Here is a 12,881-nt window from a genome sequence, read left to right on the forward strand (position 1 = left end):
ATCGGAGATGGTGAATCATGCAATTAACTGTCACGCTGGACATCGAAGGGAAAAGCGGAATATCGAATCTTCCTGTTAGAGATATCCTTTTTCTTCAATTTGACTTTATTTCGAGATGGATAACTGTCCATACACTTGACGGCCAGTTCTTTATTCCTGGAACCTTGATCTATTGGACAGAAGCACTAAAAAAGGGCGGTTATCAATTCGAGAAAGTGGATCGGAATATCGTAGTCCACGTACCGAAGATCTGCAAAATGGATCGGTTCTTTGCAAAAGCGTATTTCGAAATAGAAACAACCAGCCGATCAAAGAGCATTACTTTGTCCCAAAAATATTTTAAACTTCTAGCCAGTCAATTAAGAGGAGTTCAGGGATTCGTATATATTTAATTGATCTTCTGAGGGTGTGTACATACGTGAAGTTCAAAAGGAAGCTTTCGCAGATTAATAATATTGCGAAAGCTTCTTTGTATTTCTCAAGAGGGCTGCTTTTTATCATTATGCGAGCATTGACAACCAGTCCAATAAGTGGGAAGTTAATCTTATTATCAGCTCAGCAGGATGAATTAACTACCGTGGAGGGAGAGCTGTCAAATGAGAAATGAATGGGACAGATGTAAAGAGGGGAAGGCCTTCTGTCCGGGTGCCTTAGATAAATACGCCATGTTATTATGGCCAGTCTTTATCCTGTCTGCTGTCGCTGCGACTTTAATAAATTGGTATTCCGATTCTGCTCTGTTGCTCTCATTATATGCGACTCCGGTCGTTTTATTGGCGTTACTTCACCTTACTAATGGACGATTTGTACTGGTTGCTATATGTCTGCTGGGGTCCATCTATTTTATCAAACCGATTGATCCCGCGCTGATTGCGGTTACCGTATCCTATGTCGTTCTCATGCTGATCGTTAGGAGAGTCGTATCGATTTCCGAGCGACACTACTCCGGTAAAAATGCGCAAGAAGACATGCTAATGAACACGGTATATTCACTGGCGAAGACGATTGACGCCCGCGACCCTTACACGGCGGTTCATTCCAGCAATGTGGCGAATTACGCGCGCAGCATCGCTAAGGAAATGGGGCTTTCCCAGAAAGAAACGGATTCGATTTATTTGGCCGGTTTGATCCACGATATCGGAAAAATTGGCACTCCAGATCATATTTTGCAAAAAGAAAGCCGGCTGACCGAAGAAGAATACGAGATCATGAAAGAGCATTCGGAAAACGGCTACGAGATCATTAAGAACATGGAACGGCTGCAGGAGTTAGGTATAGCGGCCATGGTACGTCATCATCACGAACGGCCCGACGGCAAGGGATATCCCGCAGGCCTGCAAGGTGAGGCTATTCCACTTGGTGCGCGTATTCTAGGCGTTGCGGATGCTTATGATGCGATGACGACCAATCGTTCCTACAGACAGAAGCTGGCTATTGAAACGGCGGCCGGGGAATTACGCAAACATAGCGGAACGCAATTCGATCCAGCAGCAACGAGCGCATTGCTGACGGTTCTGATCCGCGAGGACAAGTTGCAGCCAGAGAAGCGGGGGATATTTACTCCCCAGGCTTCGTTCGTTAACGCTTAGGCGTGTGGAGAATGGATTGACTTTTTGCCGGTTCGTTAAGTATGATGTTAATAATTGGTTACACTATGAGAGGGGGCGTTCGACGTGTTAAGTGCATTTACTGCAAAATTCAACGAAAGCATGAACCGTTTGATTCGGCCTTCAATCATAAGAAAGGTTTCTCTTCTACTTGCTGTTGGCGACTAGCGTCATCTGTTCGTAGAAGGAGGGCTTATTCATGATTGTTATCTACACAGGCCGATTGCCTGTGTTTTTTTGTTTTTTTTAATCGAATATAGAAAGGACTGTTGTATGAATATATCAACAACCGTTACTAATAAACAATTAATAGATTTACTCTTGAATGTAGCTGTCGTTCGACCCGTATTTGTTTGGGGGGCGCCGGGGATCGGCAAGTCCTCGCTTGTACAGCAATTCGCTGAGATGGTCGGCTTACCGTGTGTATCTTTGCTAGGAAGCCAGTTAGCTCCAGAAGATTTAATTGGCGTACCTCAGATTGTGAACGGAAGAAGCCAATTCTGTCCACCGAGCATGATCGCTAGAGAAGAGCCTTATTGTCTGTTTCTCGACGAGCTTAATGCTTGCAACCATGAGGTTCAAAAGGCTTTTTACAGCTTGATTCTGGAGAAAAGAATCGGGGATTATGTATTACCGGCAGGATCGATTGTCATTGGTGCGGGAAATCGAGCTCAAGACAACGCAATCGTAAAGCCAATGTCGTCGGCACTAGTGAATCGGATGTTCCATGTTCAGTTGAAAGTCTCCTATCGAGAATGGCTAGAGTGGGCCTATCAGAACAATATCCATCCGTTGATTACGGATTATATTCAGACCAGACCGGATCATCTATGGGTTCAGCCGCCCAAGCACGAAGAACCTTTTTCTACTCCTCGCTCTTGGCATATGTTGAGTGATGCATTGAAGGAATATGGCGATGATCTTCAGGCCACAACCATTGAGATATTGGCTAATGGCTGTTTGTCTCCTCACCATGCGGTTCAGTTCAAAGCTTTCCATAAACAACTCGCGAATAAGTATCAACTAGCTTCCATCTTGGAAGGAGATGCGAATTGGCCATATCAGCCAGAAGACAGGGATGTGCTCTATTTCCTTGCCCAATCCTTCAGGTCCCAATTGATTAAAGAACTGCCTTCAGGCAAGGACATGGTGTCGGATCATCATAGGAAGCTGGCCCATCGCTCCAAAGCACTGATCAAAGAACTAAGCACGATCAGTCTGGAAATCGCTCAATTGGTAGTCGCCAAAAACGATGAAGACGAAGGATTGCCGGATTGGTTCTTGGTTGAAATCGTCCGTGACCTCCCTAGGCTTGTTCAGAAGAAGGAAAACGGCTGATGGCTAGAAAGAATATTGAAATGGATCCGGCGACCAAGCAGTTTAATGAAGGACTTGAATTTATTAACCGACATCCCATGTTTGCTCCACTCGCATCTCATGCCCAGTTTGTTCGTAAAGAAGGGAATCTGTGCCCTGATCAAGGGTGGGCCGTGGTTACGAAGAATGGTCAAATTCACATTCATCCTAAGAAAAGGGCGACATCACAGGAATGGATTTACATCTTGGCCCACTGCTTGCTTCACTTGGGTTTCGGCCATTTTCAGGAAAAGGAACGACAGGATCTATGGAATACAGCTTGTGATTCCTTCGTCGCCAAATTTCTATGGGATATGAAGTTGGGGAAGCCGCCAGCCGAGATGGATAGTGGTATTGATTATTCGGTTAAGTCAGAAGAGGAATTGTATCGCATTTTTCTAGAAAACGGCGTACCTAGCGGGTTAACTATTTTGGGAACTGCGGGACAAGGCTACTCGGACATGCACTTAAGATCACCTCAATCACACTGGGATCGAAAGGTGGATTGGCCGGATTGTTTCGGTAAAGGACTTGCGATGGCGGTTAGCAGCGCAGTAAAAGTAACAGCCGGCTATGAAGCATTCTTGGGTGCGGAAAAAGAAGCGCTAACGCAGGCACAAAAAGCGAAAAATTGGTTCATGAACAGCTATCCTCTTCTCGGAGCACTAGCAGCGGATTTTAAGATTATCGAAGATCCGCTCCTCTGCCAAAGGTTGTCCATCTCCATTGCTGCGGTTGATGTTGAAATGAAAGAAATCTATATGAACCCTGCTGCAGGCTTGGACGAACAGGAGAATCGTTTTGTTATGGCTCATGAGATTCTTCATGTTGGTCTTAGACATCATGCGAGAGCCGAGGGCCGCGATCCCTATCTGTGGAATGTCGCTTGCGATTATGTCATTAACCATTGGTTGATGGAAATGGGGTTGGGAGCATTTCCTCGTGTAGGAGGTCTGTTCGATCCTGAGTTGAAGGGATTGTCTGCAGAGACAATCTATGATCGTATCGTGACCGATATTAGACTTTATCGTAAATTGGCAACTTTTCGAGGAGTGGGACTTGGAGATATTATGGAGCCTCAAACCCCGGATTGGTGGAACCGCAAGGATGGGGCGTCACTCGACGAATTTTATCGTAGTGCTCTAAGCCAGGGGCTTGTGTATCATGAAGAGCAGAACCGGGGATTGTTGCCCGCCGGGCTAGTTGAAGAAATAAAAGCCTTGGCACAGCCGCCTATTGCTTGGGATGTCGAGCTAGCCAAATGGTTTGATCATTACTTTTCGCCGATTGAGAAGATTCGTACTTACGCAAGGGTCAGCCGCAGACAATCCTCTACGCCCGACATTCCAAGACCAAGATGGATTCCGAACGCGGGGGATGAAGAGGGGAGAACCTTCGGTGTTGTACTTGATACTTCAGGATCGATGGATAGCAAGCTGTTGGCCAAGGCATTAGGTGCTATCGCAAGCTACAGCATCTCCCGTGACGTTCCCTTGGTTCGGGTCCTGTTCTGCGATGCTGCGGTTTATGATCAAGGCTATATGGCTCCAGAAGACATCGCGGATCGAGTGGCTGTTAAGGGCAGAGGCGGCACGGTTATTCAGCCTGCCATCGATTTGTTGGAGACGGCGGAAGATTTTCCTCGAAAAGGACCATTGCTCATCATTACAGACGGCTACTGTGACAGGTTAACGATTCGGCGAGAGCATGCGTATATTTTACCTAAGGGTCAGCATTTGCCTTTTGTTCCGCGAGGGAAGGTTTTTCGGATCTAGAAATAAGGAGTTTGGGGATTTATAATATGGTATGATGTGGAAAAATATAAAGGGGATTATAAATTGAATCAGCGTCTATTTTTCCTAGATAACATACGAGTTTTCCTTACCATCCTGCTCGTAATATTCCATACCTCGATTGCTTACGGAGCGGCTGGGTCTTGGATCCTTGAAGACGTAGATAAAAGCGATGTGAATGCAACCGTCGCGCTGTTAACGATCTTTACCGCAGTATGTCAGTCTTTTTTCATGGGACTCTTCTTCTTTATTTCTTCTTATTTCTTCCCGACATCGTATGAGAAAAAAGGAGCTTTCCGGTTTCTTAGTGGGCGTCTTGTACGTCTAGGGATTCCTCTGCTCACTTATTATTTTGTGATAGGTCCAATGACGGTATGGTTTGCAAAATTTCGAGATCAACAGACATTAGTTCAGTTTTATAAGGATAACGTTTGGAGCTTTCGTTGGACTTTTTTTGGTCCTACTTGGTTTCTGGAAGCCTCTATTTACTTCACATTGTTGTATGTTCTGTTTCGATTCGTAATAAGAGATAGGTTTAAAATGAGATCGATGTTATTTCCAAACGGTAAGACATTAGTTGTAGTGGCGATTGTTCTTGGATTAATTGCATTTGTAGTACGTCTGATTTACCCGACTGGCACGGGGCCCTTGGAATTGCAGTTGGGTTACTTTCCATCCTATATTTTGCTATTCATTGCAGGTATCATCGCTCAAAAACAAAGATGGTTGGAACAAATTCCGGAGAAGTTACAACGGATTTGGAAGTGGGTCGCGATTGGTATGATTCCCGTTTTACCTCTCGGACTCATCTTAACCGGAGGATTAGAGGGAGACGTCCATTTCGAGGGCGGGTTTAACATTCAGGCATTGTTCTACGCGATGTGGGAGCCATTCATCTGTTTAGGAATTATTATATCCATGCTTTCTTTTTTCATAAGAAGATTCAATAAGACGAACGTATTATCTAAATGGTTATCTGAAAATGCTTATACGGTCTATTTGATTCACCCGCCGATTATTGTCGGATGGACACTCGCTTTTCATGGAATCGACTTACCAGCGATCATCAAATGGATCATAGTCTCAGCTCTTTCTATCGCCGTTTGTTTTATAGGTGCCAGCGTCATTCGAATGCTACCCTACGCAAGACGAGTGCTTTAGTAGGACGCATAACCACATCCGCATGAGGATGTGGTTTTTGATTTTGAGCAAGGGCGGGAGACAAAATGGAATATGAAAGACTTGTAGAACCGTATCGGAAGGAAATATTGGCTCATTGTTACCGAATGCTCGGGTCGGGAGAAGATGCGGAAGATGCCTTACAGGAAAGCATGCTCCGTGCTTGGAGAGGATTGGCCGATTTTGCAGGGCGCAGCTCCATTCGGACGTGGTTGTACAAGATTGCTACGAATACTTGCTTGGATAAGTTAGCAAAACGGACCCGGAGATTCATTGCCGTCGAGTACGGTCCGCCCGCAATTCCGGAAGATCCTTTAATGGCCCCGTTGCCCGAAACGGTGTGGATTGAGCCCTATCCGGACCGATTGCTCTTCGCGCAAGACATTAATACTTCGCCCGATGCCCGATACGAGCAGCGAGAGAGCGTCGAGCTCGCCTTCATCGCTGCCTACCAGTTGTTGTCGCCGCAGCAACGGGCAGTTCTTATCCTTCGGGAGGTGCTTGGCTTCTCCACGCAAGAAATCGCAGAGACGTTGGAGAAGAGCGTCGCATCCGTCAACAGTTTGCTTCAACGTGCAAGAGCAACGCTTGAACAGCGCCGTCCCGAGCTCAGTCAACAATCAATTATGCGATCGCTCGGCGAAGACAAGCTTCAAACAATCGTTAATGACTATATCGATGCTATGGAACGCGCAGACATTAAGGCGATTCTCGCGATGCTTACCGAAGACGCGACATGGTCGATGCCGCCGATCCCGAATTGGTATCACGGTCAGGAAGCGATCTCCCGTTTCCTGACGCTCAGGCCGTTCACCCTTCGATGGCGGCATATCCCTACCCGGGCTAATGGGCAACTCGCAGTCGGTTGTTATATGTGGAACACCCAAGAGAAAACGTACATCCCTTTTTGTTTAGATGTCCTTTCTTTGCGCGGGTCGCAAATCACCTCAGTAACAGGTTTCCTGAACGGTGCGCTGCTGGAGCGATTCGGGCTTCCCGAGCGATTATAGAGGTCCCGCGATGATTTTTAGTAAATTGGACGGTCTACATAAATATATCGGTTTTACTCTAATCGTTGAGGTGGTTAATTTGTTGTTAGAAAACAAAACGGCTGTTATTTACGGTGCAGGAGGCGCGGTTGGCGGAGCGGTAGCCCGCGCTTTTGCCAAGGAAGGCGCGAAAGTTTTTTTGACGGGGCACACGCTTGAAAAAGTAAATGTCATTAAGGAGGAGATTATTGCAGCCGGAGGTGAAGCATATGCCGCGCAAGTGGACGCGTTAAACAAAGAAGAAGTAGAAAATCATCTTGATCAAATCATCAGCCAATTCGGTCAAATCGATATTTCGTTCAATTTAATCGGATATCGTATTTGGATGGGAACGCCGCTTCTCGAGATGACGCAAGAGAAATTCCTCTCTCCGATCGAAACGGCGATGAGAACCCATTTTATCACAGCCACAGCTGCCGGTCGGCATATGGCTATCAAGGGTTCAGGCGTTATTTTGGCTCTGACTGCGCAATCATCCCGAATACCGGTCAACAAGCAAGGCGGATTTGGCGTAACAGAAGCGGCGATCGAAGCTTTGTGTCGCCAGTTGTCCGTCGAGCTGGGCCCACAAGGGGTACGCGTGGTCTGTTTGCGATCGGCGGGTTCGCCCGATACTCCCGGTGTGATGGCAGCGATGAAAAGACTTGCGGAAAAGGCCGGAATAACCTACGAGCAGATGTTGGAGAAAAACGCCGAGAGCACCATGCTTAAACGGATGCCGAGTTTGGCCGAAGTCGCGGATGTGGCCGTTCTCATGGCATCAGATCGCTCCAGAAGCATTACCGCTGCAGCTGTGAATGTGACTTGCGGCGCGTACGTGGATTAAACAAGGGTTGATAATAATGGGGTAACGATTGCAACCAATCCCTCAGCACGCGAATTTCTTGATAGTGAAAACCGTTTGCTTCTGAATGATAAGTTAGGGGAGGATCATATGAAGAATTTGGGCTCGATGAATGTGGATGTCATTACGTTGTTTGTAGAGGATTTGCAAGAAGCAATGGCGTTCTATGAAGGAGTTTTTGGATTTTCTTCCGTATATCAAGACGATGTTTCTGCTGTCTACAACTTCGGAAATATGAGCATTAATCTTCTGAATATATCCGAGGCACATGGACTGATTGGTCCTGGAAAAGTCGCAAGTCGAGAATCCGGATCTCGATTCCAATTCACGATTCGGGTGGATGATGTGAATGCCGTATGTAACGAGCTGCATACACGTGGCATTCCCCTTCTTAACGGTCCACTGGACCGGCCATGGGGAGTACGCACGGCTGCTTTCGCAGACCCGGCAGGACATGTCTGGGAGATCGCGCAGCAACTAAACTAATATAGAGAACCTTTAATAGTCAAACAATATTCATCACACTCCGGCAAATTGTGGTTTTACACAGCCACGGTTCGCCTCCACCATGTAAATCCACAACCGCATGAAAGGACCTCATCCCCAAACATCGGGTAATGAGGTCTTTTTACTTTCTATTTTGATTTCGAATACCGGACTTGGCGCAGTTACGTTATGTGTCACATAGGGTGCACACCTGCTATAATGGATAAAAGATAAGCCGCGCGTTGAAAGGGGTTTCAGATGCAATTGACAGACGGATTATTAAAGGTCAACGCCAAAAATCCCCCTTACGGCGATGTGTCTATAAGTTTCGGCCCGCAAACGTGGAACTACTTCGAACGGAGTCAAATCATCGGCCGATTGAAGCAATGGCAATCGATCGCCGATGCAGATTCCCGGCTGAGAGGAATCGAGGAGTGGAGCGAAACCGATAATCGGCTGGACGTCAGGCTGTCCCCGCTGCCGGACGGCTTCGTTTCGCTCGCCGACTTCGGCAGGGACGATTCGTTCTCCGACGCGGATAAAGCGAAGGCGTTCGCGTCGTTACTGGATACGCTCGGCTATTTGCACGCCAACCGTTTTTACATGGGATTTCTTCCGTCCGATATCGTATTCGTCCACCCCGAGTCGCTTCGGATCGTCTTAAGCGTGCAGCCGTTCACATCCGTTTACCCCTTTTTGAACTATTCTTTGCCCGACTATTCTTACGAATTGTTTTCTCCGTTCGGCCGGACCTATGCGATCCATCGGATTTCCGATTTTTACGCGGCGGGTAGCGTTATGCCGGAATTGTTCGGAGAACGGGTCCGGAACGAGGGTTTGCAAACGTTATATAAGCGATTGACGGACAAGCCCGACTATTTGTTCATCGAAGAAGCGGCTAACGACATTCGCGGCCTGTTCGAGTTGGATCGGACCGAGCGTTTGCCCGATCTGGGATCGGATCCGCACGCATGGCTGTACCCCGCGGAGCCGCCGATAACCGCGGAAAGCCAGTGGGTACTCCGGCGTTTTTTGCAAGCCGAGGGCGGTCAGCGAATTTCGATCTTTCACGAAGACGAGTCGCTCGTGGCGGAAACGTTGCGTTTCCATATGAACGAAGCGTTGGAGACGCAAATCTTCATTACGGTCAAATGCACGGACGTCCCTTTTTCCACGATTCAAGAAATGTTAAACCGTACGATCTACGGATTTATTAGAGCGCATGCCCCGGAGTACGAAATGCCGTTTTCGGGTTTGGCCAATCGGCTGCAGTTTTTGATTCAGCAATATTATTTCGGAAAAGCCGTTTTCGGGCTGTTCGTGGAATGGCTGCTGCATTTTTACGAGGAATTCATGGCCGTCGTCGGGGACAGAAACGTCTACATCGTTTTTGACGAATGCTCCGGCACGGATAAGGAATCTTTGGTCTTGTTCGACCGCGCATGGAATCGGAACAAGGAAAAAATGCCGCGATTGTTCATTATTTTTAGCGGAGCGGTGCCCGAGAACGATTATCTTTTCGCCGAAGATACTTATCGCGTGAAATTTCTCGGCAAAGAGGCGTCTTCCTATGCGGAGCTTATGCTCAGACAACTGCGCCGGGCCGACTCGCGCGCGCTGGCGCCTCTAGCCGAATGGCTGTCCGACAAAGAGACCGATCCGAAGCATACCCCGCCGATGCTGAAAGCTTTTATCGATCAGGGCTTGCTTTCCCTTTCCCGGGAAGGATGGACGACGGGAACGCTCACCGCTCCATTGGAAGGGACGAATCCGTATTCCATCTGCGCGGCGAAATTAAAGGCGCTAGACGACGAGGAGATGCGGATTCTCGCTTTGTTCTGCTGCTTGCCGACTCCGATTCGGGCATGGAACCTATTCAAAGCCAACGGCCTTCCTCTTGAAAGGCTGCTTTCGCTCATGCAACTCTTGGCGGAGCGCGGGCTTATTTTGCTATTCCATCAGAACAGCATCTTCGTGCCGAAGGAAATCAAAGAAATGATGGATCGCCTTCCGTACGTCGATTTGATGAACCAGGCCTATATGGACGCCTTTACCTATATGTCGGCGATTGAAAGCCCTTCCTCCCTTCGAATGCTGCGGCTCGCCCAAAAATCCGGTAATGACGAATGGGAATATACCGTCCTAATGCTTTACTTCAGGCGGCACCGCAAATCGCTCTCGTCCGAACAAATGAGAATGGCGTTGGAATGGCTGATCAATTTGAACTCGAAGTTGGGCCGGCGGGTCATGCCTAGTCTGTACAGGTTGATTTTGCCTGTGTACGACGGCTTTCGCGAATTGAAAAGGTGCGAGGAAACGTGCGAGGAGCTCGTTCGGCTCGGCATCCGGGACGGAGACCGCTTTAAGCTCATGTTTTATAAAATGATGCAGGACGAGCTGGATCTATCCGAGCACAAAGCGGAACTGCTCGATTACCTAAGGAGTCCCCGCCATAAGCTGAGCGATAAGCTCGACGCGATGTGCATTCTCGTGACGAACCGGAGCTTCTTGGAGCTAGAACCGCAAGATAAACAGTTCATTAAGGATTTTTACACGGAGCACATCTATCCAAACCGTCATCTGATCCAGCGTCGGGACTTTATTTACGTGTCCTACTACTTCATCGGCTTTATTTTCGATTATTACCCGGACCTTAACGATTGGAACATCGCGCTACTCAACAAACTGGAGTCCCTGCTGCATTACTTTCCGTATCCGGATTTGATCTTGCGCGTCTACAATATGTACATTCATCAGAAAAACTACAGCAAGGCGCGCCCGTATTTGGAAAAGGTTATCCACGGAGCAATCCAACTCGGAAATCCTTACTTTCTTGAAGTCGGACACATTAACGCCATGGAAATTTCCCTCCTGCTGGGAGAGATGACGGCGTTCCACTATCATCGGAACCGCGTCGGAGAAGTAAAGCGGAAAGATCTTCTCGAAGTGTATCGCGACGTCACCCGAATGTACGCGTGCGAGTGGAGAAACTGGGAGTTGGACGAGGAACTGGGCCGGGTTCCGGAGACGAGCGATTATGCCAAGACGAGGCTCGAGCTGAATCGGAGCTACGCCGCCTATCTCAAAGGAAGTCCGATACCCGATCCGGCTCACGTCGTGCAAGAGCCGCAAATCGCGATGTTCATCGAAGCGCTCAGATGCGTGGAAGACGGTCAAATAACGAAGGCTTGCACCCTGTTCCGGCAATGCAGCGGCGTTCGTTATTCCATGCTGGAAGGCTGGGCATATCGGGAAATGCTTCTCGTTATGCTGAGAGGGAATTCCGAATCCGCCGATATCAAAGTGGCTTTGCTTCGGTTTAAACGGTTCATCGAGACCGATGCCTTCCATATTTTTTGGCCGGATTATTACTACATTTCAGGAATCCATGCCCTTCGCGCGGGCGACCGAACGGAAGGGTTGCTTCTACTTCGCAGAGCGATCAACGGCTATTACATGATCCAAAAAGACGGTCGCTTCGAAGAAACGAAACAAGAGCTGGAAGCCTATCTCGTTCCGGAAGGTTTGCCGGCTTCTTGGGAACTGGCCGATGATCCGCACGTACGGCGGATTCTCGAGGAACGAAGAGACTATATCGAACGATCCTTGAATTATTTGACGACGATCCGGCTGTTCGATTACTTGCCCAATTCGTTAGACTTAACCAAAACGATGGACCGCGTGAATTTCGCCATCTTCGAATACTATCCTATCGTTTACGTAACGATCTCGTTCGACCTGTCTTTCAAAAAGTCGCGGGAATATTATTCGGCTTTCGGTCCCATTCACGGTCAAATGCTGGAACCTTACCGGCTTCAAGAGGGGCAATTGCAGAAGTTCAGCTTCACCTTGTTTTCCGAGAAAACCCAGTCCATTCGAATGGACGTCTTCATGAATCATCCGAAGGAAAACGATCAACTGGAGCAATTGCTTCAAATGATCAAGCCGCACATCGCGAATGCCGTGCTGAACGAGCAAATGATGATCGACGGCTTGACCGGGCTTTACACGCGGAAGAGTTTTATGGAGATGCTGGAGCAGGAAGTCGCGATCTTCAAAACCTACGGTCACGACCTTTCGCTCTTGATGATCGATTTGGACGATTTCCGCAAGGTAAACGAATTCGGTCACCACGTCGGAGACGCGGTTCTTCGGCAAGTCGCCGACTCGATCCGGTCGATGCTGGGGCAGCATGATATTGCCGGCCGATACGGTGGGGAAGAACTAGTCGTCATTTTGCCGAAAACGGACGGTAGGCATGCGCTTCTGATGGCTTCGGACATCCGCAAACAGATCGAATTGGAATTCGGCGGTCCGAGCAAGCCGTATCAAGTGACCGCAAGCATCGGAGTCGCCTCCATGGAGCTGTGCCATGCCGATTCGGCCGACGAGTTGATTCGTTGCGCGGACGCCGCGGAAATCCAAGCCAAGAAAACGGGCAAGAACAAGGTTGTCGCCGTTTGGGCGAATGCCTGACCATGTCAAACCGAGCTTATTGTACTCGCTGAAAAGGCCGCATCCCTGTGGAAGAGGGATGCGGCCTTTTGTGTCGGTGAAGAAAAAATCG

Annotated in this window: 9 protein-coding genes; all 9 read left to right on the forward strand. The window is 48.3% G+C overall.

What is annotated here, in order from left to right; genetic code table 11:
• Positions 1–17: 17 nt before the first annotated feature.
• Positions 18–392: a LytTR family transcriptional regulator DNA-binding domain-containing protein gene (locus tag D7Z26_RS18580; protein WP_120978524.1), complete on the forward strand. Its 375-nt coding sequence runs from the start codon at positions 18–20 to the stop codon at positions 390–392.
• A gap of 204 nt (positions 393–596) precedes the next feature.
• Positions 597–1,589, forward strand: a complete 993-nt coding sequence (locus tag D7Z26_RS18585) for an HD-GYP domain-containing protein (protein ID WP_120978525.1) — start codon at positions 597–599, stop codon at positions 1,587–1,589.
• Positions 1,590–1,880: 291 nt separating this feature from the next.
• Complete coding sequence (locus D7Z26_RS18590) at positions 1,881–2,945, forward strand: AAA family ATPase (RefSeq protein ID WP_120978526.1); 1,065 nt, start codon at positions 1,881–1,883, stop codon at positions 2,943–2,945.
• On the forward strand, positions 2,945–4,738 hold the full coding sequence (locus tag D7Z26_RS18595; protein WP_120978527.1) for a vWA domain-containing protein: 1,794 nt from the start codon (positions 2,945–2,947) through the stop codon (positions 4,736–4,738). The genes D7Z26_RS18590 and D7Z26_RS18595 overlap by 1 nt, the downstream gene beginning before the upstream one ends.
• Positions 4,739–4,801: 63 nt before the next feature.
• Positions 4,802–5,917 (forward strand): acyltransferase family protein, encoded by a 1,116-nt coding sequence (locus tag D7Z26_RS18600; protein WP_158602370.1) that lies wholly within the window; start codon positions 4,802–4,804, stop codon positions 5,915–5,917.
• A gap of 65 nt (positions 5,918–5,982) precedes the next feature.
• On the forward strand, positions 5,983–6,945 hold the full coding sequence (locus D7Z26_RS18605) for a sigma-70 family RNA polymerase sigma factor (RefSeq protein WP_120978529.1): 963 nt from the start codon (positions 5,983–5,985) through the stop codon (positions 6,943–6,945).
• Positions 6,946–7,027: 82 nt separating this feature from the next.
• Entirely contained in the window at positions 7,028–7,810 is a 783-nt protein-coding gene (locus D7Z26_RS18610) for an SDR family NAD(P)-dependent oxidoreductase (RefSeq protein ID WP_199731736.1), read from the forward strand.
• A 108-nt stretch (positions 7,811–7,918) separates the two neighbouring features.
• A complete protein-coding gene (locus D7Z26_RS18615) occupies positions 7,919–8,314 on the forward strand; it encodes a VOC family protein (RefSeq protein ID WP_120978530.1) in 396 nt (131 codons plus the stop codon).
• Positions 8,315–8,572: 258 nt separating this feature from the next.
• Positions 8,573–12,790: a GGDEF domain-containing protein gene (locus tag D7Z26_RS18620; RefSeq protein ID WP_120978531.1), complete on the forward strand. Its 4,218-nt coding sequence runs from the start codon at positions 8,573–8,575 to the stop codon at positions 12,788–12,790.
• Positions 12,791–12,881: the final 91 nt, after the last annotated feature.

It is taken from the genome of Cohnella endophytica (assembly GCF_003628305.1).
GTDB lineage: Bacteria > Bacillota > Bacilli > Paenibacillales > Paenibacillaceae > Cohnella > Cohnella endophytica.

Coding starts and splice junctions, on each gene's coding strand:
- D7Z26_RS18580 (WP_120978524.1), top strand. CDS start 18: ATGCAATTAACTGTCACGCTGGACATCGAAGGGAAAAGCGGAATATCG.
- D7Z26_RS18585 (WP_120978525.1), top strand. CDS start 597: ATGAGAAATGAATGGGACAGATGTAAAGAGGGGAAGGCCTTCTGTCCG.
- D7Z26_RS18590 (WP_120978526.1), top strand. CDS start 1,881: ATGAATATATCAACAACCGTTACTAATAAACAATTAATAGATTTACTC.
- D7Z26_RS18595 (WP_120978527.1), top strand. CDS start 2,945: ATGGCTAGAAAGAATATTGAAATGGATCCGGCGACCAAGCAGTTTAAT.
- D7Z26_RS18605 (WP_120978529.1), top strand. CDS start 5,983: ATGGAATATGAAAGACTTGTAGAACCGTATCGGAAGGAAATATTGGCT.
- D7Z26_RS18615 (WP_120978530.1), top strand. CDS start 7,919: ATGAAGAATTTGGGCTCGATGAATGTGGATGTCATTACGTTGTTTGTA.
- D7Z26_RS18620 (WP_120978531.1), top strand. CDS start 8,573: ATGCAATTGACAGACGGATTATTAAAGGTCAACGCCAAAAATCCCCCT.